At 61.7% G+C, this 23,214-nt stretch carries 21 protein-coding genes; 5 read left to right on the top strand and 16 right to left on the bottom strand.

The features are described 5' to 3' along the window. Positions 1-57 precede the first annotated feature (57 nt). The 4 genes from GO014_RS00330 to GO014_RS00315 form a co-directional block, all read right to left on the bottom strand. Complete coding sequence (locus tag GO014_RS00330) at positions 58-1,290, bottom strand: ABC transporter substrate-binding protein (protein WP_157288667.1); 1,233 nt, start codon at positions 1,288-1,290, stop codon at positions 58-60. 109 nt (positions 1,291-1,399) lie between these two features. Further along, positions 1,400-2,440 (bottom strand): LacI family DNA-binding transcriptional regulator, encoded by a 1,041-nt coding sequence (locus GO014_RS00325; RefSeq protein ID WP_343030687.1) that lies wholly within the window; start codon positions 2,438-2,440, stop codon positions 1,400-1,402. A 75-nt stretch (positions 2,441-2,515) separates the two neighbouring features. Next, positions 2,516-3,418, bottom strand: a complete 903-nt coding sequence (locus GO014_RS00320; protein ID WP_343030686.1) for a sugar phosphate isomerase/epimerase family protein — start codon at positions 3,416-3,418, stop codon at positions 2,516-2,518. A gap of 12 nt (positions 3,419-3,430) precedes the next feature. After that, on the bottom strand, positions 3,431-4,465 hold the full coding sequence (locus GO014_RS00315) for a Gfo/Idh/MocA family protein (protein WP_157288665.1): 1,035 nt from the start codon (positions 4,463-4,465) through the stop codon (positions 3,431-3,433). Positions 4,466-4,630: 165 nt separating this feature from the next. Here GO014_RS00315 and GO014_RS00310 point away from each other — a divergent pair, with 165 nt between their 5' ends. From GO014_RS00310 to GO014_RS00300, 3 genes are all read left to right on the top strand, one after another. Then, the gene (locus tag GO014_RS00310; protein ID WP_157288664.1) at positions 4,631-5,671 is read left to right on the top strand and encodes a LacI family DNA-binding transcriptional regulator; all 1,041 of its coding nucleotides are present in this window, start codon (positions 4,631-4,633) and stop codon (positions 5,669-5,671) included. Between the two features lie 131 nt (positions 5,672-5,802). Then, entirely contained in the window at positions 5,803-6,816 is a 1,014-nt protein-coding gene (locus GO014_RS00305; RefSeq protein WP_157288663.1) for a LacI family DNA-binding transcriptional regulator, read from the top strand. Positions 6,817-6,845: 29 nt separating this feature from the next. Further along, entirely contained in the window at positions 6,846-8,756 is a 1,911-nt protein-coding gene (locus GO014_RS00300; RefSeq protein ID WP_157288662.1) for a glycoside hydrolase family 127 protein, read from the top strand. 108 nt (positions 8,757-8,864) lie between these two features. Here GO014_RS00300 and GO014_RS00295 read toward each other — a convergent pair whose 3' ends face one another. The 6 genes from GO014_RS00295 to GO014_RS00270 all read right to left on the bottom strand — a co-directional run bounded on the left by GO014_RS00295 (position 8,865) and on the right by GO014_RS00270 (position 13,125). Further along, a complete protein-coding gene (locus GO014_RS00295) occupies positions 8,865-10,622 on the bottom strand; it encodes a SulP family inorganic anion transporter (RefSeq protein WP_157288661.1) in 1,758 nt (585 codons plus the stop codon). Between the two features lie 58 nt (positions 10,623-10,680). Continuing rightward, positions 10,681-11,007: a protein tyrosine phosphatase family protein gene (locus GO014_RS00290; RefSeq protein ID WP_157288660.1), complete on the bottom strand. Its 327-nt coding sequence runs from the start codon at positions 11,005-11,007 to the stop codon at positions 10,681-10,683. Positions 11,008-11,123: 116 nt separating this feature from the next. Continuing rightward, positions 11,124-12,017 carry an MBL fold metallo-hydrolase gene (locus tag GO014_RS00285; RefSeq protein ID WP_157288659.1) on the bottom strand — a complete coding sequence of 298 codons (894 nt, stop codon included), beginning with the start codon at positions 12,015-12,017 and terminating at the stop codon, positions 11,124-11,126. A gap of 21 nt (positions 12,018-12,038) precedes the next feature. Further along, positions 12,039-12,479, bottom strand: coding sequence for a DUF6691 family protein (locus GO014_RS00280; RefSeq protein WP_157288658.1), 441 nt, complete (start codon positions 12,477-12,479; stop codon positions 12,039-12,041). Beyond that, positions 12,479-12,907: a YeeE/YedE family protein gene (locus tag GO014_RS00275; protein ID WP_157288657.1), complete on the bottom strand. Its 429-nt coding sequence runs from the start codon at positions 12,905-12,907 to the stop codon at positions 12,479-12,481. The genes GO014_RS00280 and GO014_RS00275 overlap by 1 nt, the downstream gene beginning before the upstream one ends. Next, entirely contained in the window at positions 12,907-13,125 is a 219-nt protein-coding gene (locus GO014_RS00270) for a YgaP family membrane protein (protein ID WP_116589573.1), read from the bottom strand. The genes GO014_RS00275 and GO014_RS00270 overlap by 1 nt, the downstream gene beginning before the upstream one ends. 77 nt (positions 13,126-13,202) lie before the next feature. On the opposite strand from GO014_RS00270, the gene GO014_RS00265 reads away from it, so the two are divergent. Continuing rightward, a complete protein-coding gene (locus tag GO014_RS00265) occupies positions 13,203-13,508 on the top strand; it encodes an ArsR/SmtB family transcription factor (protein WP_104891716.1) in 306 nt (101 codons plus the stop codon). A gap of 113 nt (positions 13,509-13,621) precedes the next feature. Here GO014_RS00265 and GO014_RS00260 read toward each other — a convergent pair whose 3' ends face one another. The 5 genes from GO014_RS00260 to GO014_RS00240 form a co-directional block, all read right to left on the bottom strand. Further along, positions 13,622-14,389, bottom strand: coding sequence for a carbohydrate ABC transporter permease (locus GO014_RS00260; RefSeq protein WP_246204412.1), 768 nt, complete (start codon positions 14,387-14,389; stop codon positions 13,622-13,624). A gap of 110 nt (positions 14,390-14,499) precedes the next feature. Next, positions 14,500-15,381 (bottom strand): carbohydrate ABC transporter permease, encoded by an 882-nt coding sequence (locus GO014_RS00255; RefSeq protein ID WP_343030685.1) that lies wholly within the window; start codon positions 15,379-15,381, stop codon positions 14,500-14,502. Between the two features lie 68 nt (positions 15,382-15,449). Further along, positions 15,450-16,727 carry a type 2 periplasmic-binding domain-containing protein gene (locus tag GO014_RS00250; RefSeq protein WP_157288655.1) on the bottom strand — a complete coding sequence of 426 codons (1,278 nt, stop codon included), beginning with the start codon at positions 16,725-16,727 and terminating at the stop codon, positions 15,450-15,452. Between the two features lie 93 nt (positions 16,728-16,820). After that, positions 16,821-17,903, bottom strand: a complete 1,083-nt coding sequence (locus tag GO014_RS00245; RefSeq protein ID WP_157288654.1) for an ABC transporter ATP-binding protein — start codon at positions 17,901-17,903, stop codon at positions 16,821-16,823. A gap of 97 nt (positions 17,904-18,000) precedes the next feature. Then, positions 18,001-20,781 carry a glycoside hydrolase family 2 protein gene (locus tag GO014_RS00240; protein ID WP_157288653.1) on the bottom strand — a complete coding sequence of 927 codons (2,781 nt, stop codon included), beginning with the start codon at positions 20,779-20,781 and terminating at the stop codon, positions 18,001-18,003. Between the two features lie 184 nt (positions 20,782-20,965). Between GO014_RS00240 and GO014_RS00235 the strand changes: the two genes are divergently transcribed. After that, positions 20,966-21,988 carry a LacI family DNA-binding transcriptional regulator gene (locus tag GO014_RS00235; RefSeq protein WP_157288652.1) on the top strand — a complete coding sequence of 341 codons (1,023 nt, stop codon included), beginning with the start codon at positions 20,966-20,968 and terminating at the stop codon, positions 21,986-21,988. Positions 21,989-21,992: 4 nt separating this feature from the next. Here the strand turns inward: GO014_RS00235 and GO014_RS00230 are convergent, their stop codons facing one another. Further along, positions 21,993-23,075, bottom strand: coding sequence for a LacI family DNA-binding transcriptional regulator (locus GO014_RS00230; protein ID WP_425482046.1), 1,083 nt, complete (start codon positions 23,073-23,075; stop codon positions 21,993-21,995). Positions 23,076-23,214 lie beyond the last annotated feature (139 nt).

Below are 23,214 nucleotides of genomic sequence, written 5' to 3'. Positions count from 1 at the left end.
AAGTGCAGGGTCTTCCCGGATGCGCTGCGGCCCCGGGAAGACTTGTGGCCATCAGGCTCAGTTGAGGATCGTGTCGATCGTCTTCTGCGCCTGACTCAACGCCTCGTCAGGCGTCATCTGACCGGTCAGGGCCGCCTGCTCGGCGTCGTAGATCGCCTTGGAGATCTTCTGCCATTCAGGATGGGGACCGCGCGGCTGGGCGTATTGCAGCTGTTCCTGGAAGACAGCGAGCGCGGCGTCCTTCTTTTCGATACCGGACAGCGGCAGTTCGACGTCGGACCGCGTCGGCAGATAGCCGAATTCGGGGAAGAGGCGGTCGTCCTGGCTGACGAAATATTCAAGGACCTTGAAGGCTTCCTCCGGATGCTCGGTCGTGGACATGATGCCGAGATTGAAGCCGCCGAGCGCCGAGGAACGTTCATCGCCTTCGCCAAAGGTCGGCAGCAGGGTTACGCCCCAGTCAAAGTCAGCGTCTTCGACCATGCGGTCGATTTCCCATGGGCCGGAGATCGCCATTGCGGCGTTGCCCGAGTTGAAGGTACCGGTGGAATCCCACTGGCCGAGCGAGAGAACGTCCTGGCTCAGCACGCCATCATCGATCATGCCCTTGACCATGGACAACCACTCGCGGGCACCCTCGGTGTTGACGTTCTCATAGCCGCCGCCGGACATCTGGATGACGGGCAGGAACTGAAAGGTACCCTCTTCATTGCCACGGGCCGAAAGCGTGGCGCCGTATAAGCCCTGATCAGGCTTGGCGAGCTTGCGGGCGTATTCCTCGAACTCCGCCCAGGTTTGCGGCGGGTTCTCGATACCGGCTTCGGCGAACATGTCCTTGTTGTAGAAGACACCGATCGTGTCAGTGTACTTGCCGACGCCATAAAGGCGTCCGTCCCAGCTCACCGAGTTGAGCGGCCCCTCAAAGTAAACCTCGGGATTGATGACGTCGCTTTCAGCAGCCATGTCCGTGATGTCGAGGAACGCCCCACGCGACGAGAACAGGGCGAAGTCCGGGTTATCGAGGCTGACGATGTCAGGCGCGTTGCCAGTGGCAAAGGCGCGCAGTGTCTCGTTGACGATCTCGTCAAACTGCAGGATCCGGTATTCGACATTGATGCCATTATCCATCTCGTCGAATTCCTTGGAGAAGGTATCGGACGGCCCGACCTGGTTGGCGCCGTCAATCGACCAGACAGTGATGGTCACCTCGTCCTGCGCCTGAGCCGGCACCGCTGCGACCAATGCGCCGAGCGCAAGCCCGGCCAATAGACCCCGTTTAGCAAACTGCATTATATCCTCCCTTTGCGGCCCTCGGGCCGCGACCATGCCGCTCGGGTTTCCTCTTTCCCTTGCGGCCTTCCTCGCTGCCATGGGCGGTGCAAACGCCCGTGGCAGCATCTCAACTCTCCTGCAGCGCTTCCCCCTGGTTGCGGGCGGCGATTGCATCACCGCCACAGGATTGGCGCAGCACGAGCTTGCAGGGCAGCTTGCGGATGCCCGGCTCGACTGGCTTGCCTTCGGCAAGTTCCAGGATCAGGCGGCCCGCTTCGCGGCCAATTTCCTTCAAATTCATGTCGACCGTTGTCAGCGGCGGTCGCGTGGCCGCCGCTACGATTTCCCAGTTGTCGAAACCGATCACCGAAACATCACCCGGCACATCGACCCCGCGCTCACGCAGGGCATCGACCACGCCGCGGGCGATCTGGTCATTGCCGCAGAAAATCCCATCCGGGCGCGGTGCATCGCCGTTCCAGAGCTTTGCGATCGCCTCGTGCCCCCAGGCTTCGGACCAGGACCCATGCAAAACCTGCGCCCCCTGCCCCGCCACCGCGCGGAACGCACCGGCGCGCGCCGAAACCGAGGCGAAGCTTTCCGGCCCGGTGACATGCACCAGTGTCCTACGCCCAATATTTGCAAGCCATTGGGTTGCCTCGCGCGCACCCTGCCCATCGTCCGACACCAGCGTCACCGCATCGTCCGGACCTTCGGTGAAGGCATAGACCACCGGAACCGACAGGTGGGACAGATCGACAGGCAGACGCCTATCGATGCGCTTGCCGGTGGCAATGATCCCATCCACCTGCTTGTCGAGCATGGCGTCGAGATGGAGCTTGGCCAGCGCCGCATCATCCTCGATGCCACACAGGAACACCGACACGCCCTGATCCACCAAGGCCTCGGACACGCCGGCCATGACCGGCAGCGTGAACCGGCCATAGGTGTCGTTGGTCAAAAGGCCGATGGTAAAGCTGCGCTGCTGGGTCAGGGCACGGGCCATCGCATTGGGCCGAAACCCGAGCGCCGCCGCCGTCTGCTTAACCCGCTTGCGGGTTTCCTCGGTCATTCGACCGGTATCGTTGAGAGCCTTGGAGGCCGTGGCAACGCTGACGCCAGCGACGCGGGCGACGTCGTAGATGCGAATGCGTTCAGCCTTTGACACGTCCACACACCTCAATGGAAAACCCTTTTCTCAATATTGGTAAAACGGTTTTTCATTCCCGGTCAATCGTCAAATTTATCCAGCAAGGGCGAGGTAGTCGCCACCGCGCGCCTGCTTGAGATGGTTCAAAGCATGGATCTGGCCGGTCATTTCCAGCGCATCGCGATAGACCGGGTCATGCCAGCCTTCGATATCAATTGAGCCCGTCCAACCGGCCAGCCGCAGCTCGGAGATGATGTCGGTCCAGTTGCTGTCCCCAAAGCCGGGCGTGCGCATAAAGACGAAGGGCTCCTTGCCAAAGATTCCATGCTCGCGGATCACATCCCAGCGAATGGTGGCGTCCTTGCCGTGCACATGGAAAATCTTGGGCGCCCATTTGCGGATCTGCGGCAGCGGATCGATGAGATACACCATCTGATGGCAGGGCTCCCATTCGAGCCCGATATTGTCATCGGGCGTCTCGTTGAACATCAGTTCCCAGGCATCGGGGTTGTGGGCAATGTTCCAGTCGCCGGTCTGCCAGTTGCCGTCCATGGCGCAGTTTTCAAAGGCGATCCTGATGCCCTTGTCGGCGGCGCGCTTTGCCAGCTCCGACCAGACTTCGCGGTATTTGGGCAGGCTGTCGGTCAGCGGCTTGTTGCGAATGCGGCCGGTGAAACCGGCGACGCAGGAGGCGCCGAAATGGTGGGCGTTGTCTATGCAGTCTTTCCAGCCCTGCAACGTCTGGCGGTCCATCTCCTGGTCTTCGAGCACATTGCCGAACATGCCCAGGGTGGAAATGGTGATGTCACGGTCCCCCACGGCGTCCCTGCAGCGCTTGCCCAGCTCGGCGATGTCCTGCCCATTGGTGGTCTGCCAGAAAAATGGCTGGAAGCTTTCAAAGCCCAGATCGGCGATTTCGGCAATGCGCTCAGCGGCCTTGCCGGCCGAAGCCGAAACCATGGTGCCGATGCGGATGGAATTTGCGGGGTCACTCACGTTCAAATTTCCTCAAACTGCAATGGGAATGCGCTGCCCGGTTCGCGCGCTCTCAATGGCGGCGAGGACCATGGCCAGGCTGTTGATATTGTCGCTGCCCGCGGTTTCGGGCTGGGCACCAGACTCGATGGCGGCGAGAAAGTCGGCGATGACGCTGGCGTGCCCGTGAATCTGGTCGCCATTGGACGGTGGTGGCACCTCGATATCCCTGAGGGGGCGAAAGAAGCCACTGCCGCCGTCGACAACGCGCGCCTCGAACCGGTCTTCACCGTCCCAGAGCAATGTGCCTTTGGTGCCGACAATGCGCCACGCACTCTCCCAGCTCGTATTGGCGCCTTCAGCGCACCAGGAGCCGCGGTAGTTGAAGACGACATTGTCTTCGAACTCGAAGATCGCGTTGGCTGCAGCACCATGGCGATACCAGGAGCCGGGCGGGTTGGTCTCAAGGCAATAGACCGCCCTTGGCGCCTTGCCGGCCATGAAGCGCGCGGCGTCGAGCGTGTGAATGGCCATGTCGAGCAGCAGGACATTGTCCATGTCCTCGCGGAACCCGCCGAAATGCGCACCAATAAAGAAGTCGCAATTCAAGCTGGTGATCTGACCCAGCGCGCCACTCTCGATCAGGCGCCGAATGCGGCGGACGCCGGAGATGTAGCGGCGGTTTTGCACCACCGCGTGGACGCGGCCTGCCGCTTCGGCTTGGGCAATCATTGCCTTCGCCTCCGGGAGGCTCGTCGCCATGGGCTTTTCCGTCAGCACGTGGCAGCCATGGCGCAGCCCGGTCTCGACCAAGCCAGCGCGAGCAGTTGGCACAACTACGTCAAACAGCAGGGCGGATTTCGTCTCGGTCAGGACAGCGTCGAGATCGGTGCCGATGACAACATCGGCCAGGGCAAATTCTTTTGCGCGCGCCTCCGCTGTTGGCCGGTCGAGATCGACGAGGCCGTCAATCCGCACCCTGCCCTTGAGCAGGGGATGCTCGGAAAGTGCCGTCAACCAGCCCTTTGACATGCTGCCGCAACCGGCGAGCACCGCAGAATAGACCAAGATGTCCTCCCTCTGGACTTTAGACCGCCCTTGCCATCTTGTGCGGCGTCAGGGCAGAAAGTCCCGTAAACGTTTACGACGTTACATTTGACACGTTTCGGCTGTCAACTGGATTTCGTAAACGTTTTTGTTGGCGATTGGGGCTGTGGGAAAAGTACGGAAAACATGACTGGCATCAGAGAGTTGGCGCAGCGCCTCAACCTGTCCATCGGCACCGTTTCTCGTGCCCTGAATGGCAAGCCCGATGTCAACGAGCAGACGCGGCGGCGTGTTCTGGAGGCTGCCAATACGATGGGCTATGTGCCCAACCAGGCCGGTCGCTCCCTGCGCAAGGGCGCTACAGGCGTTATTGGCTTCATGATGCAGACTGGCGCGCAGATCACCGGCGAGGGCGATGTGTTCTTCATGAGTGTGTTTGACGGGGTGCAGACCGTTTTCGCGCGGCACCAGCTCGATCTGGTGGCTCTGCTCTGTTCGTCGGAGGAAGATCCGGATGCCTATATGCAGCGCGTCGTGGCCCGTGGTTTTGCCGACGCCCTGATGATTTCAGCGACCAAACGGGAAGACCACCGCATCGAATATCTGGCCAGCCGCAATATTCCATTTATTGCCCTGGGCCGGTCGCAGACCGATGCGGGTCACCCCTGGCTGGATCTTGATTTCGAGGGCATGGCCGAAACCGGCGTGGCCAGGCTGGTATCCAAGGGGCACAAGCGTATCGGGATCTTCGCCCCGCTCGACGACACCAATCTGGGATATGTGTTCATCGAGGCCTATCGCAAGGCGCTGGAACAGCGCGGACTGCCGTTTGATCCCGACCTGATCTTCCGGGCCCACCCCAATGAACGCGGCGGCCATGACATTGCCCATGCCATCGCCGCCATGCCGGCGAAAAAGCAACCGACCGGCTTCATCCTGACCAATGAATTGATGACTCTGGGTTTTTACAACGGTCTGTATGAAGTCGGTCTGACGCCAGGGCAGAAATTTGCCGTCATCAGCCGGGACAGTCCGCAGGCGCATTTTCTGGTCCCCAAGCTGACCAGTTTCCGGCTGTCGCTGCGCGATCTCGGAATTGCCCTGGCCGAGGCGCTGCTGGCCACGATGCCGGCCTATGCCGCACATTATCCGCTCGGAGTCGTGCGCAAAATCGTGCCGCTGGAGCTGGTCGAAGGCGACAGCGACATGCCGGTTGCAAACAACTAGTCGGCGACCAATTCCCAACGACCGCCTTGACACGGACCACGCCTGAAGTGATGCTCTCGTGAATCGGAAAAGCTTTTCCGAATGATTTCTGACCCATTTTCACGCAATGTTCCGCGCCATTTGAGACCAGCATGTCCCAGGGAAAATCGCCAAATCGCTACACCCTGCGCGATGTTGCACGGCATGCCGGGGTCAGCCTGGGCACGGCATCCAAGGCGCTCAACAAATCGGGCACGCTGCGGCAGGAAACACGCGACAAGGTGCTCAAGGCAGCCGATGAACTGGGGTTTCGGCCCAACGATCTGGCCCAGGCCCTGCATCGCGGCCAGAGTTTTACCGTTGGCCTGATTTCCAATGACAGCTTCGGGCGGTTCACCATGCCCATCATGGAGGGCTTGGAAACCGTTCTGCACGCAGCCGGCATTGCGCTGTTCATGTGCAACGCCACGGACGATCCGGAACGCGAAAAGCGCCACATCGACCAATTGCTGGGCAAACGCGTCGATGGGCTGATCTTCACCGGGCGCCGGGCCGACCGCCGCCCCGTCCCCGGCCTGGCACTGGGCAATCTGCCGGTGCTGTACGTCTTCTCGCAAAGCGACGAGCCGGGTGCTGCCTGTCTTTTGCCCGATGATGAGGGCGGCGCCCGCCTTGCCACCGCGCATCTGCTTTCGCTTGGGCGAACGCGGATTGCCCATGTGACCGGCCCGGAGGATTTCGAGGCTGTCCGCTTGCGCCGGCGCGGATATGAAGCGAGCCTTTCAAAGGTCGACCCGGCATTGATCCTGCACGGCCCCTGGTCGGAGGCTTGGGGCCGGGAGGCGGCAACGCGCCTGCTCGCCATGCCGGTGCGGCCCGACGCGATCTTTGCCGGCAATGACCAGATCGCGCGCGGCATTGTCGAGGCGCTGCGCGACAATGCCATTTCCGTACCTCGGGACATTGCCGTGATCGGCTTTGACAACTGGTCGGTGATGACAGAGGCGAGCCGACCGCAACTGAGCAGCGTCGACATGAATCTCAAATTGCTCGGCGAGGAAGCCGGGCAGCGGCTGATCCGCATGATCCGCGGCGAAAGGGAAAGCGGCACAAGCCGCCTGCCCTGCACGCTAGTTCCCCGCGCCAGCACCGTTCCAACCCCATAACCAGGCCAATAATGGCCGGAGGAGACCCTATGCGCCGCTATTCCCCAGTCGATTTCACCCGTGTGCAACTGACCGGCCCGTTCTGGTCGGAGCGGCTTGAAACCGTGCTCACACGCACGGTGCCCAGCCAGTACAAGAAGCTCGACGAAAACGGCATTCTCGAATCCCTGGAGCTGAAGGATCCGCCACCGCCGCTGCGCGTACCCTTTAACGAACATGGCTTCACCATGCAGTACTTCTGGGATTCGGACATCGGCAAATGGATCGAAGCGGCAGGCTATGCGCTGCGCCATCGCCGCGATGCGGAAATCGAGCGGCAGGTAGACGAGATCGTCGACAAGCTTGAAGCCGCGCAGATGCCCGACGGCTATCTCAACCTCTGGTACCAGGGCCACGAAATCGAGAACCGCTGGACCAATCTGCGGGACCGGCACGAGCTCTACAATATCGGGCACCTGCTCGAGGGCGCGATCGCCTACTACCAGGCGACAGGAAAGCGCAAATTCCTTGAGGTTATGGAGCGCAGCCTGGACCATATCCGCAACACGTTCGGGACCGGTGACGGCCAGAAGCGCGGCTATCCCGGCCACCAGGAAATCGAGATCGCGCTGATCCGGCTCTACCAGCTTACCGGGGAGCGCAAGCAGCTCGATCTGGCCGCCTATTTCATCGACGAACGCGGCCGCCAGCCGCATTATTTCGATGAAGAAGCGATTGCGCGGGGCGATGACCCGACCAAGTACCACTTCTTCAACACTGGCAATTACGAGTATGGACAGGCCCACAAGCCGGTGCGCGAGCAGGACAAGGTGGTGGGGCACGCCGTGCGCGCCATGTATATGTACACCGCCATGGCAGACCTGGCGGCGGAACTGGACGATGACAGCCTGCGCCATGCCTGTGAAGTGCTGTGGAAAGATGTGACCACCACGCGAATGTATGTCACCGGTGGCTTTGGCCCCTCGGCCTCGAATGAGGGGTTCACGACCGACTACGACCTGCCCAATGACACCGCCTATTGCGAAACCTGCGCGTCCATCGCTTTCGTGTTCTGGGCCCAGCGCATGCTTAACCTTGAGCTCGACGGGCAATATGCAGAGGCCATGGAACTGGCGCTCTACAATGGCGTGCTGTCCGGTCTTTCCAGGGATGGCGAGCTCTATTTCTACGAGAACAAGCTCGACAGCGATGGCAGCCATCGCCGCTGGCCCTGGCACCCCTGCCCCTGTTGCACGATGAATGTGTCGCGCCTGGTGGCCTCGGTCAGTGGCTATTTCTATTCAGTGGGTCCGGGTGCCATTGCGGTCAATCTCTATGGTGGCAACAGCGCGGAACTCGAACTCGATGGGCGTCGCGTCCGGATCGAGGAACAGTCGGACTATCCCTGGTCTGGCAAGATCAAGGTCAGCGTGCATCCCGATGGTCATGGCGTGTTCGCGCTCAAGCTGCGCATTCCGGGCTGGGCACGCGATGGTGTGGCGATGTTGAATGGCAATCCGCTCGATGTGCCGGGCCAGTTGCAGAACGGCTATCTGGTGATCGAGCGGGACTGGATCGAGGGCGATGTGGTCGAACTCGACCTGCCCATGGCGCCCCGCCGCATCTACGCCAATCCCAAGGTCAAGATGGACCGGCACCGCGTTGCCCTGGCACGGGGCCCCCTGGTCTACTGCGCCGAGCAGGTGGACAACGAGACGCCGGTGCCGGACCTGATCCTGTCGCGAGATGCGGCAATCACCGAAACGCCGCGGGCAGATCTTTTCGATGGCATCGTCACCCTGACCGCGCCGGCACAGAGCATTGGCAGCGATGATTGGGGGCCGGACCTTTATCGCACGACGCCGCCGGCACCCGCTGATACGACGCTGACCGCCATACCCTATTATCTCTGGGCCAATCGAGAGGCGGGGCCGATGCAGGTCTGGATTCGCGAGGGCTAGGCTTCTCGATATTGATTGGAAGCTGGTGGCGCCATTCGGCGCCACCTTGCTATTCTGGCTCATAATCGCGTCAACAAGGCGGCAGCCCAAGACGTTGAGGCGCAACCGCTATTGCGCGGCGCGAAGCGTCGGATCGCTTGGGGGCGGCGAAGCGGCGCGCCCGTCCAGGATGGCCCGGATCGCCTGATGCTGGCTGAGATGCACGCTGCCCGAAAGCTGGGACAGGAAATCGGTATTCTTGAGCTTGTCCATGACTGGGCCCTTGACCTCGGAGAGGTGCAGGCGCGCGCCGAGATCCGCCAGGCGATGTTCGATGGCTTCCAGGCTCTCGAGCGCAGACATGTCGATGGTGTTCACGGCCGAACACATCAGCACGACGTCAGTGAGGCCGGGATTGGCGGTCGCCTGGTTGATGACCAGATCCTCCAGATAGCGTGCATTGGCGAAATAGAGGCTTTCATCGACGCGGATTGAGAGCACGCCCGGCACGGTGTCGACCTGGTGGCGCTTGATGTTGCGATAGTGCTCGGTGCCCGGCACCTGACCGACAATGGCCGCGTGCGGCTGGGACGAGCGATAGAGAAAGATGAGGATGGAGGCCCCGACGCCGAGGGAAATGCCGACCTCAACGCCCAGCAGCAGCGTGCCCGCAAGGGTAAAGGCGACGGCAGCGAAATCGGCCTTGGAATAGGACCAGGCGCGCTTGAGGATCGAGAAATCCACGAGGGTCAGCACGGCAATGACGATGGTTGCCGACAGGGTCGCCTTGGGCAGGATGGCGAGGAACGGGGTGAGCAGCAGGGTTGCCGCGGCAATGCCGATGGCGGTGAAGGCTCCAGCGGCTGGGGTTGCCGCGCCGGCGTCGAAATTGACCACTGAGCGGGCGAAGCCACCAGTGACCGGATAGCCGCCACCCAGGCCAGCAGCGATGTTCGAGGCGCCCAGGCCAATCAGTTCCTGATTGGGCGAGATGCGCTCGCGGCGCTTGGCGGCCAGGGTCTGTGCCACGGAGATGGATTCGACAAAGCCGACAATCGAGATGATCAGGGCGGGCACGGCCAATTGCTGGATGGTGTCGAGATTGAGGCTGGGCAGGGACAGCATGGGCAGGCCCTGCGGCACCTGACCCACCAAAGACACGCCTCTGGCGCCCAGATCCATGCCGACCGACCAGACCATGGTGAGAAAGACCACCAGCACCGGACCGGCGCGTACAATGATGGTCGCGAGGCCCTTGGGCACGCCAAAGCGGGCCAGCCAGTTCTTGAGGTCGAGCCGTATCCAGAGCAGCAGGCCCACGGCGACCATGCCGACGGCCAGGGTGTAGACATTGACCTGCCCGATATTGCCCAGGATCGACATCACCAGCTCGGGCATGGCGTGCCCTTCGGTTTTGATGCCGAGGAGGCCACCAATCTGGGAGGTGGCAATGATGATGCCAGAGGCGGTGATGAAGCCGGAGATGACCGGATGGGAAAGGAAGTTGGCGATAAAGCCAAGCCGGAAAAGTCCCATCAACGCCAGCATGGCGCCCGAGAGCAGGGCCAGGATGATTGCCGCGCTGGCGTAGTCTGCCGTCCCCTCGGCGGCCAGCCGGCCAACCGCCGTCGCTGTCATCAGGGACACCACGGCAACCGGCCCGACCGCCAGCGCCGATGAGGTGCCGAAAATGGCGTAGGCGATCAGCGGCAGGATGGAGGCATAAAGACCCACCTCCGGCGGCAGGCCGGCCAGTAGCGCATAGGCCAGTGATTGCGGGATCAGCATGATGGTGACGATGATCGCGGCAATCAGATCGCTGGTCAGCGTCTGGCGATTGTAGCGGCTGCCCCAGTCAAGGATCGGGAAATAGGTCTTGATGTTCATGGTCGGTCCGGTTGCCCACGACCCGCCGCCAGGCGGGCAAAGGCCGATGCAATGAGGGTCAGCGGGTCAGTGTGGCATGAAGGCTGCCGGCGCGGGCGCCGGAGCGGCAATATCCGAGGACGGGCTTGGGCAAGTTCTCCCAGGCGTCGTGAAAGCGAATGATCTGGCCTTCGCCCAGGGGGCCCGAGACCGGAATATGGACGATCTGTATCCCTTCGGCCTCGGCGGCGCGGGCGATCTCGTCAAAGCCGGGCTGCCCGAATTCCTCATTGTCGGGGCGGGCGCAGACAATGGACTTATAGCCGGCCTCGGAGACGGCCTTGACCTGCTCCGGCGTGATCTGGCCGGTCACGGAAAAATTGTCGTCAAGCTTGCGGACATTCATGGTGTTGGCTCGTGATTTAAAAAAGGAAAACATGGGGTGCCATGCTGGGCTGTGCCCCTCCCCCCGTTGCGGTCGGGAGGAGGAGCCGGCCTGCGCGCGCAGTTTTGGGGGTGCGCCTACAGACCGTTGAGGGGGACCTTGAGGAAGCTCTTGCCGCTCTCGTCCTTGGGGGGGAGCTGGCCGGCACGCATGTTGACCTGCAGCGAAGGGATGATCAGCTTGGGCATGGCCAGGGTGGCGTCGCGCTCTTCGCGCATCTTGACGAAGGTGTCCTCGTCCGTGCCCTTGCCGACATGGATATTGTGGTCGATCTCGTCGCCGACGCTGGTTTCCCACTGGATGTCGCGGCCGTTCGGGCCATAGTCGTGGCACATGAACAGGCGCGTCTCACGCGGCAGGGACAGGACTCGCTGGATCGAGCGGTAGAGCGTGCGGGCGTCGCCACCGGGGAAGTCGGCGCGGGCCGAACCACCATCGGGCATGAACAGGGTGTCGCCGACAAAAGCGGCATTGCCCACGACATGGGTCATGCAGGCGGGGGTGTGTCCGGGCGTGTGCATGACATGGGTGGTGAGACCGCCGATCTGGTAGCTGTCGCCATCAGTGAAAAGGCGGTCGAACTGGCTGCCGTCGCGCTGGAATTCGGTACCTTCGTTGAAGATCTTGCCGAAGGTGTCCTGAACGATGGTGATGTTCTCACCGATGCCCAGCTTGCCGCCGAGCTTGCCCTGGATGTAGGGCGCAGCAGACAGATGATCGGCGTGGACGTGGGTTTCGATCAGCCATTCAAGCTTGAGATTGTGCTTCTCGATGAAGGCAATGATTTCATCGGCCCCCTCATAGGAGATACGGCCGGCGGCGTAATCGATGTCCATGACCGAGTCGATGACGGCACAGGACGTCGAATTGGGATCCTTGACGATATAGGAGATGGTGTTGGTCGGCGCATCGAAGAAGGCGGTGACCTCCGGCTTGACCGAGAGATCGGGGGTGAACGGAATTGTGCTCATGACGAACTCCTTGAGTTGAACTCACGCGTTTTGCGTGGCGCGCTGTCCGAGCGCGAAGCGGATGGAGCGGGCGGCGAAGATGCCGGCGAGCATGGCGCCGACAAAGGCCCAGGCCGAAACTTCACCCAGGCCCAGCGCCGGAATGGCACCACCGGGGCAGAAGCCGGAGATGCCCCAGCCGACACCGAAGACTGCCGAACCACCGAGCAGTGGCAGGTCAAGCTTGCGGCTGGTGGGCAGATGGAACCGGGCCTCTAGAACGGGCTTGTCGCGCTTGAGAACGAAACGATAGCCGATGGCCGTCACCAGCAATGCACCACCCATAACGAAGGCCAGGGAGGGATCCCAGGTTCCTGCCAGATCGAAGAAATTGAGAACCTTGGCGGGGTTGGCCATGCCCGAGAGGGCTATGCCGGCGCCGAAGACGAGGCCGATCATGCCGGCGAAAAGTGTGCGCTGCATCAGAAGCCCCCGAGGAGATGGCGAATGACAAAGACAGTGAGAAAGGCCGCGACCATGAAGGTGGCGGTGGCAGCCAGCGAGCGCAGCGAGAGACGCGCCATGCCGCAGACGCCGTGGCCCGAAGTGCAACCGGAGCTGAAATAGACACCGCCGCCAACAATCAGGCCGCTGGCGATGACCCAGGGCATGGGCACGGGGCTGTCATAGCCAATGGCGGTTTCGGACACGCCCAGAATGAGTATGGGCGCCACGATTGCGCCGGCGACAAAGGCTGCGCGCCAGGTCCAATCACTGGACATGGGCGGCAACAGGCCGGACAATATTCCGGTCATGCCGGCAATGCGGCCGTGAAAGGCCATGAGAAGAACGGCAGACAGGCCGATCAGGGCGCCGCCGAACAGCGACGCCACTGGGGTAAACTCAGTCATCAATGGGAAACCTTGCGGGTTGAGAGACCAAAAAGCGCATAGAGCGGGCAGAAGCGCACCAGGGCGGTGACGATCAAAACGGCGCCAATGATCACCGCGCCCCATTGCAAAATGGGGGACGCAGCGAGCGGCAGGGCCGGTACAAAGGCCAGGACGACAAGCAGGAGGCCCAGAATGATTCGAGCGATACGGTCGGCAGACCCAAGATTGATGCGCATCTCAAACTCCTTGAAAACCGCCCGAAAAAGAGCGATAAGTCTTTTAGACGAATATTCGTATATACGAGATCCCTAATATGATCAAGATGGAAATGGAGAAGATGGAGCAGAATGCCGAACGGGCATCTCAGCTCCTGACGGCGATGGCCAACCCGAAGCGGCTACTGATCCTGTGCAACCTGCTCGACAAGGAGCTCAATGTCAGTGATCTGGCCGAGCGCGTCGATCTGGGCCAGTCGCCGCTGTCCCAGCATCTGTCCAAACTGCGCGCCTGGGGCCTGGTCAGCACGCGGCGCGAGGGTCAGCAGATCAATTATACGCTGGCGTCAAACGATGTGCGCCGGGTGCTGGTGACGCTCTACGATATCTATTGCGCCTGCTAGGACAGCAAGCGACCAGGCGGTGGACCGTGTTGACGGCACCATGCCCACCACCAGCAGCGTCTTGAACAGATCCAGCGCCGTTGAGCGCCGGACCGGGGTGGCTGTAGCGTGCGTCAACCCTTGACGCCTGCCGAGAGCATGATTGCCTGGGTCACGCGGCGCTGGAAGATGAGATAGAGCACGGCCACCGGCAAGCCAGCCATGACGGCCGAGGCCATTTGCCGGGCATAGACGATGCCATAGGCGTCCTTGACCTGGGTAATACCGACCGGGACCGTCATGGTCGCTTCGCCGGTCGCCGCAAGGAATGGCCAGAGAAAGCTGTTCCAGGCGCCGATGAAGGTGATGATCGCCAGCGCGCTGGTGATGCCCCAGTTCATGGGCAGGTAGATGCGGAACAGCGTCTTGAAGTGCCCTGCCCCATCCATCTGCGCAGCTTCGCGGAACTCACGCGGCACATTGTCGAAGAACTGCTTGTAGACAATGATGGTCACCGGCACGATCAGCTGCGGCAGGATGATGCCGGCCCAGCTATTGAGCAGCTTGAACTGCGCCATCAGCACGAAATGATTGATTATGAGCGCCTGCATCGGAACCATGAAACAGGCCAGGATCAGCACATAGATCAGCCGCCGGCCCGGGAAGTCGAGCTGGCTGAGCGCATAGGCGCAGCCTGCCGAGGAGACGATTACGCCGGCGGTGATCAGCGTGGAGGTGACGAAGGAGTTGATGTACCAGATGCCGATATTGGTATTGGTCCAGATGTGTTCATAGGCCTCGGTATTGATCCGCGAGGGCCACAGGGCAATGCCCGAGGCGATCACCTCGGTTTCCGATTTGAACGAGGTGACGACGGCCCAATAGACCGGGAAGATCGCCATCAGCGCAAAGCCCAGCGTCACGATGGTCAGGGCCAGCCCACCGAAATCGATCAGGCGGTCGCCCTTGAGGCGCGCAGCACTTTCGGCCGGACGGGTGATTGCTTCGGAGCTCATTTCTCCCCCCTTGCGCGCAGCGCCTGATATTGCAGGACACTCAGAATGATGATCATCGCGAACAGCAGGGTCGCGGCGGCAGCGCCCTCACCGCCCTTGTTCTGCTGGAACGCCAGCTTGTAAATGTATTGGACCAGCACGATGGTGGGATCCTGTCGCCCGCCGATCGAGAACAGATAGACCTGATCGAAGATCTTGAGCTGGGCGATGAGCTGGATGGTCAGCACCAGCGCGGTCACCGGCCAGATCAGCGGCCAGGTGATCTTGCGGAACTGGCGCCAGCGTCCGGCGCTGTCGAGCGAGGCCGCCTCATAAATCTCGGGCGAAATGTTGCGCAGCCCGGCGATGAACAGCAGCACGTTGAAGCCCAGCGTCCACCAGATGGTGACCACGGCGACAGTCGGCATGAAAAAGGGAATGGTGCGGGTCAGTGACATCGGCTCGCCGCCATTGAAGGGGCGCACGATGTATTGGACCAACCCATATTGCACGTCGATGATCCAGTTCCAGGTGAGATAGACCACCGAGACGGGCAGAATATAGGGCAGGAAAAAGCAGGCCATGACGAAGCCCTGCTGCCAGCCCTTGAGCCGGTTGACCGCCATGGCAATAGCCAGCGACACGAGCGTGTTAGGCACGACCGTGAGCAGTACGAAATAGGCCGTGTTCCAGGTCGCGTTGCGGAACAGACGGTGGGTGAGGATTTCGACATAATTCTCGATGCCGACCCACTCTCCCGGCCCGATCAGGGGGGCGTCGGTGAAGCTGAGCATCACCATCTGGATGGTGGGCCAGACGAACAGCAGGCCATAAATGACCACGAAGGGCCCGACCAGGATCAGGGCCGCCAGATATTCCGAGCGCTTGTCGCGGATCACGTCGGTTCTCCTCCCACAATAACCGTTTGATGGCCGGCGCCCATGGGCGCCGGCCGAAGTCACAAGCTCTAGAGCTGGCTGTTGAGGTCGTCGCGCATTTCCATGGCGGCATCGGCCGGGTCGAGTTCGCCGGTGGTGGCCGGATTGATGAAGTTGGACCACGCGTCGCCCAACGGCGCGGCAGGACCGGCCAAAACGGTGCGCGGATCGAAAACGGCGGTATCGGCGAAACCGGCATAGTCGGACTGCGGCTTCATCGAGGCGAAGCCCTCGCTTTCGCGCACCTCGTTATAGGCCGGGATGTGACCGGCACCGGCCCAGTCGAGCGAGTTCTTGTCCATCCAGGCGATGACTTCCATCACCGCAGCGCGCTTTTCGGGATCGTTCTCCTTGCCGCCATTGGCCGGGATGACGAAGGCATGGGAATCCGACCATGCGGCCGGCTGATCGAACAGCACGGGCAGTTCCACCGCGCCCCATTCGAACAATTCGCCCTTGGCGGCGAGATCGGTGAAGGTGGGGACTTCCCAATTGCCCATGATGAAGAAGGCGGCCTGACCCGAGGTGAACTGGGCCAGCGCGGCCGGGCTTTCGATCTGGGCCGGGGTCCAGCCATTGTCCACCCAGCGCTTCATCGTCTCGGTGGCGGTAGCAAGCTTGTTGACGTCGTCATCGGTGGGGAAGAACCCGCCCGCCTCGGCGTCGAACATGGTGCCGCCCTGCTGACCGAAGAAGGAATAGACAGCGCGGTAGCGGTCGCCAGTGGGCATGGAGAGGCCGTATTTGCCATCGTCCGTGGTGAACTGGGCAAGCGCCGCCTCAAAATTCTCCATGCCATCGAGACCTTTGGGCATGCCGCCTTCATCGAGCATGCCGGCTTCGCCGAGCATTTCCTTGTTATAGTAGAGGATCAGCCCATGCTGATCGAAAGGTACGCCATAACGGGTGCCGTCCACCTTGGCGGCCTGGGCTGCGGCAGCGGTGAAGCTGTCGTCGGAGAGACCGACCGAGGCCATGTCCTCGTCGCTGATCTCGGCCAGCGTGCCGCTATCGACCGCCAGCGGCATGCGGCTGAGGTGATAGGTCGCGATATCGGGGCCCTCCCCGATCGCGGCCGAGGTCTGCAGCTTGGTGTAGAAGGGTGTGCCCCATTCCAGGGTCGTGCCCTCAATTGTGATCTCGCCCGCATGCTCTTCATTGAAGGCGTCGATCAGTGCTTTCATGCGGACGCCGTCGCCGCCGGCCAGAAAATCCCACCAGACCACGGTCTGCTGAGCGGCTGCCACCGATGTGAGGGCCATCAGGGCCGTGGAAACCAAGGCAAGACGCTTGATAGTCTTGTTCATGTCGCTTTCCTCCCAAAAAAGCTCAATGCGAAAAATGTGTCGGCCGATGTGGTGCATTGAGCCATTGGCCGCACCGGCCGAAATCGCCGCCGCCTAGTCCGCGTGGTACGCCAGACCGGATGCGTCGAAGAGATGGGTGGCTGTTCCGTCCACCTTGAGCGACACCGGGCCTCCGGCCGCGAGCGTGCTCTTGCCTTCGTCCTCGGCGACGACATTGGTGCCGTCGGGAAGGGTGACATGCACCAGCGTGCGGTCTCCCAGCCGCTCCACCAGGGCAATCTGTCCGGTGATGTCGCCGGCCCCATCCTGCGCGACGCGCAGGGATTCCGGGCGAACGCCCAGGGTCAGCTCGCCTTTGTCTTTCGGCTGCTGGCGGATTGTGGTGGCGAGTAGTGCGCCCGCCACGTTGATCCTGAGACCATCCGCGCCGGTTTCGATGCCGGTGACGGGAATGAAGTTCATCGAAGGCGAGCCGACAAAGGCAGCCACGAAGCGGCTGGCCGGGCGCGAATAGACCTCCATCGGGGTGCCGATCTGCTCGACCTTGCGGTTGTTCATCACCACGATGCGGCTGGCCAGGGTCATGGCCTCGGTCTGGTCATGGGTAACGAAGATCATCGTCGTGCCGATGCGCTGATGGAGCTGGGCCAGTTCCACCCTGGTGCGAACTCGAAGACCCGCGTCGAGATTGGACAGCGGTTCATCGAGCAGGAAGGCCTGCGGCTCGCGCACAATGGCACGGCCGATGGCGACGCGCTGACGCTGTCCGCCGGAAAGCTGGGCCGGGCGCCGATCGAGCAGTGGCCCGATTTCGAGCATCCGGGCTGCATCGTCGACGCGCCGGGCAATTTCGGCCTTGTCGGTGCCGATATTTTCCAGCCCGAAGCTCATGTTCTGGCGCACGCTCATATGCGGATAGAGCGCATAGTTCTGGAACACCATGGCCACGCCGCGCTGATTGGGCGGCAGATTGTCCACCCGGCGCTCGCCAATATGAATTTCGCCGGCGTTGACTGCCTCAAGCCCGGCAATCATCCGCAGCAAGGTCGATTTCCCGCAGCCCGAGGGGCCGAGGAAAACGATGAACTCGCCCGAACGAATATGCATGTTTACCCGCTCGAGCACCTCGACGGCGCCGTAGGACTTGCTCACGTCCTTGAGCACGATATCGGCCATGTTGTTCTCCTCCTTGGTTAGGCGGCGCGTTTTCGCGTCTCACCCAAATCGTCGGTAGCTCATTCACCTTCCCGTCAGGGAGAAGTGAGCGTTTCGGCTAGATATTCCCCTCGTCCACTGGCAGGTCAGCGGCCGTTGCCACCAGGGCATCGAACAAGGCCGCAGCAACCGGATCGGCACCGGGCACCTCGCGGGTCAGTCGGAAGGTGGTGGCGACAACGCCGCCGCGTCCCACGCGCTTCTGACCGACGATCGCCGCCGGCTTGTGAACCCAGCCGCAGACCATGCCCGCGATGACATTGCTGCCGAACTCCCAGGGCCGGAACCCGGTGAGCAGATGGTGCGGCACCACATCGGAAAAGCTGAGATCGAACAGCGGGCCGCCCGGAATGGCAGCAAAATGGCCTTCGCGCCGTACCCAGGAGAAACCGGCAATCCAGTCGCCGCGCCAGATGGTGCCATCGCGTTCGACCAGGCTGATACCGGGCAGATGCTGATCCAGGCTCGGACGGAACTGCTTGCCATCGGCCACGATGGAGCGATGCGGCAACTCCCCATCAGGCATGTCAGTGCGCAGGTTCCTGTTGGTCTCGACGCTGCCATCGGCAAGGATCACATATCGCGCGCCAGCCTTGATGGTCTCGACATCGGCACCATTGACTGCATGGCAGAGGATAATGTCGGCCTCGGCTGCCGGAACGACCGGATAACCAAGGCCGCTGGCGTAAACTGCGAGATCGGGATCGGCAGTTGCTATGGAGGAAAGCCCTGCCGTCTTGCGCTGGGAGTAAAGCGCGATCTCACAGCTATTGCGCGCCAGTACCACACCGTTGGCTTCGAGAATGAAGTCAAGGCGCAGCGTGGTATTGTCGGAAACCGCCGGCATTGAGAGGCTTGTGGTTCCCAGATCTGCAACCGATACCGGACCGGTCGCGGGCACATCGAGCGATCCGGTGACATCGCCGGTCCAGCTTAATTTGGCCCCGGCCGGGATCGACCCGCCGCCGGTGGCGATCCTGAGTTCGACTGGCAGCGCCTCGCCCGCCCAGGCCGAGTAGCGCGCCGGACGCGGCACGATGACGATATCGGCGTTGATAGTGGCAAATACATCGTGGAAGACGCGCGGATTGCGCTCGATATCGAGAAGGCCGTTGGCTTCCCAATGCACATCCGTCAGCTCGGTGATGACGTAGCCCATGATCGTGGGATAGCGGCGCATTTCCTCGATCTGGTAGCGCAGGTTCATGAACTGGTACCACTGCACCTGCTCGATGAACCCTTCGAAACTGCCGAAGGTGCGGGCCATATCCAGCGCGCCGAAACGCTGCTCGATGCCATGGGGCAGCGCCACGCCGTCGCCCCAGAGCGAACCGGTTTCGAACCAGTCCGGCTCCGAGCCATCCTCTTTGCGCAGCTTGCTTGGATCAGGCAGACCCCAGACGCCGAATTCGGACACGATCAGCGGTTCATCGCCACGGCGTTCGGCATCGCCCAATGGCGAGAAGGTCCAGTCGGCGCCGGCGGCGAACTGGGCAGTGATGTCGTCCCATTCCTGCCGGCGTTCGGGGACCGAGCGATAGTAATGATAGTCGTTGAGGTCGGTCTTGACGTGAAAGTTCGGGAAGCAGGCCGAATTGTCGACCACGAGCCGCGTCGTGTCCTCGGCCTTGAGCCAGTCATAGCTGTCCTTGAGCCACTGCCGGTGTTCTGCATTTTCCACCAGCCGCGTGCCCCAATCCTCATTGATCAGCGTCCAGGCGATGATCGAGGGATGGTTGCGGTCACGCTTTAGGATGCCCATCATGGTTTCGCGCATGCGGCGCGCCGAGTCAGATGTAAAGCTCTGGACATTGGGGACTTCGGTCCAGACCAGCAGACCATAGCGGTCGGCGACATCGTAATAGCGCGGGTCCGGCACCTTGATGTGGCAGCGCAGCGTGTTAAGGCCGAGCTCGATGGCCTTTTTGGCCTGGTCTTCAAGAAATTCCAGCGAAGGCGGCGTGTAGATGCCGTCGGGGTAATAGTCCTGATCCAGCGCGCCGCGCATATAGACGGGCTTGCCGTTGAGCAGGATCTGACCATTGGCCGTGGTGACGGTGCGAAAGCCAAAGCTTTCCTCGACCGCATCGACGCCGCCGTCCAGGGTCACCGCAAGGGTATAAAGATTGGGCTGACCGACATCCCAGAGCTTGGCGCCTGGAACTTCGAGCGTCACACCAACGGCTTCGGCTGCCGAAACCTCGGTTGACGCAACAACGGCTCCCTCGCCGTCCCGAACCTGCAGTTTGACCGGCAAGCCATTGGCCGCGGCAGTGAAAGCCAGGTCGGCCCGGACAACGCCATCCATGCCTGCCTCGATCACCACATGGTCAAGGCGGCGCGCATCACGCGCCAACAGCGAGACCGACTGCCACAGCCCGCCAATGCGGCCATACCAGGAAATCTTGCCATGCGGGATTTCCGAAAAGGGAAATTCGGGAAAGGCGGACTGGTCGGCCGAAGGCATGGTGACCCGCACCTCGACTTCATTGGTCGGCCTTAGCTTTGCGTTGTCGATTGTGACTTCGAAGGGCAGGAAGGCGCCTTCATGGCTGCCCAGCTTCTCGCCATTGAGGAAGACCTCGCAGGCGTAACTGACGGCGCCAAAATGCAGCGCCAGGTCCCGATCTTCCCAGCCGGCCGGAAGGATGAAGCTGCGCTTGTAGGCGGCGTGGCCGAAGGTATCGACCAGATCGGAAAATTCAGCCTGCCAGGGCTGGGGGACATGGGCCTGGCGCCAGGGCCCATCCTCATGCCGGAACTGCCAGACGCCATCCAGCGACAGGCTGCTGCGCGACGCGCTGATCGCCTCGGAAGTCATTGCCCGACCCAAATTCATAATCTCCACCCTAAGCAGTATTAGTTATATTATTATCACCATATGACCGAAGCGAAGGGTTTGGCAAGGGGGTTGCGAAGGGTCTGCACAAATGGGCAAGTTGGCACGTGAGCTACCTTCAGGCGACGCTCAGTGCTAACAGTCTGCCAACCAATTCGCCTGAAAAGAAAAACTGGGGAGACGGTTGGAAAAGCGCGCGACCATGCATGAGGTGGCTGAACTGGCCGGGGTCTCCCAGGCCACGGTTTCGCTGGTCCTCAATGGCGTTCCCAATGCCCGGGTATCCAAGGCCACGCGCCGTCGCGTACAGGAGGCAGCCGAGCAGCTGGGCTATCGCCGCGGCAAGACCCATCCTGTCCCCGCTGGACGGACGCGCGTTATCGGCCTCTTCATCGATGAAGTCTCGACCACGCCCTTTGCCGCTCCGTTCATCGAGGGGGCCCGGGACGAGGCTGCGCTGCAGGACGTCACCATCGCCACCTTCTGCACCGGCAATGATCCGGCACTTGAGCAGGCGGGGCTCGACATGCTGGTCGCCCAGAACGCCATCGGCGCCATCTACTGCACCCTCATTACGCGGCAAGTCACTGTTCCCGAAGCATTTTCGCAGCTCCCACTGGTGCTGCTCAATTGCTATGAAAAGAAAGTGCGGCACCCCTCAGTGGTGCCCGGCGACATTGTCGGCGGCTTCACCGCCACGGACGCCCTGCTCCGCGCCGGACACAGGCGCATTGCCCATCTGGCAGGCGAACATATTGTCGAGGCAGCCGTCGACCGTGAGCAGGGCTTCCGACAAGCCATGGAAAAATGGGGCGTCCCGGTGGACGAAAGCCTGGTCACCCTGGGGGGCTGGACCATACGGGCCGGGCGCGAGCGCGCATTGGCGCTACTCTCGCAACCCAACCCGCCGACCGCCATTTTCTGTTTCAATGATCGTATGGCGATTGGATGTTATGAAGTGGCGCGCAGCCTGGGCCTTTCCGTTCCCGGCGATCTGTCGATTGTCGGTTTTGACGATGAGGACATTGCCGCAAACATGGATCCGCCGCTGTCCACAATGGTGCTGCCGCATGATGAAATGGCCCGCTGGGCCGTGGGCCAGTTGCTGGACGGCTTCGATGGCATCGACGCCGATGAGCGGCTGCAGAAGCTCAAGATCGAGTGCGAACTAGTGGATCGCGATTCAATAGCGCAACCAAAGGGTTAGCGGCCTAACGGGGCTTATCGACGGAATCGCGCTCGACCAGTGGACATTCCAGCTTGGTCAACGGATAGCGATCTTCGACCACGCCATCGAGCATCTGTTCGAACACCCATTGCCCCATGGCGCGGTGCGGCAGCACCGTTGTGGTCAGGCGCGGATGCAGGTGGCGGGCAATTTCCTCGTCGTCATAGCCAATCACCGACATGTCGCGGGGGATGTCGAGGCCGGCTTCTTTTAAAGCCTCATAGCAGCCAATGGCCATGCGGTCGTTCTGGCAGAAGATGGCGGTGGGCCTTTCGGGCAAAGCGAGGATCTTGCGCGTGGCGTCATAGCCGGCGCTGGCCGACCAATCGCCGTTGAAAACCAGGTCCTGATCGAAAGGGATATCGGCGGTCGCCAGCGCGCGGCGATAGCCCTTGAGCCGGTCCTGCGCCGCCTCCATCCAGATTTCGCCGGTGATGGTCGCGACCCGCCGGTGCCCCTTGCTGACAAGATAATGCGTGGCCCTTTGCCCCCCCGCAATCTCGCTGGGCACAACGGCCGGACGGGCCAGGCCCGCAGCGTAGCAATTGAGCAAATAGACCGGGGTATCGAGGCTTTTCAGCTCGAGCGGCAGGTCCACCTCACGCGTGAAGATGGTCATATAGACCAGCGCCGAAACGCCCTGATCGACAAAGGCATCGATCAGCGCGGACTCGATCTCGGCGTCATTGTCGCTCTGGCCGACAAACACCAAATCGCCTTGCGCCCGCGCCGCCTGCGTCAACCCTTCGATCGCCTGCACCGCTTCCGGGCTGGTCGCAAGCTGATCGACAATAAAGCCAATCCGCCGGTTGCGCTTTCCCGCCTGCTGCTTGGGTTCGGCTTTGCCCGCCGGCACGCTATAGCCCAGGCGCCGGGCAGCATCGAGGACGCGGCGGCGTGTTTCATCGGACAAGCGGATGCCTGGCGCGTTGTTGATGACAAACGACACCGTCGCCTGGGAGCAGCCCGCCTCACGCGCGATATCGGTCATGGTGACGCGTCGCACGCGACGATCAGGCCGGCGCATGGCGCGCGCTACCGATGATGTTGTCTTGGTGCCCGTCATTAGCAATCATAAATCCAATTACTAATGGCATTAGCAGATTTGATTTGCCGTGTCTCGCATCAATGATGAGGATCACAGGGCACCTCGAAGTCGGTTCGAAACGGTCCAGTCAGACCGTACGGCACCGGACGGAAATGCG

This window comes from Devosia marina (assembly GCF_009758415.1).
Classification (GTDB): domain Bacteria; phylum Pseudomonadota; class Alphaproteobacteria; order Rhizobiales; family Devosiaceae; genus Devosia; species Devosia marina.
This window is presented reverse-complemented; position numbering and strand designations above follow the sequence as displayed.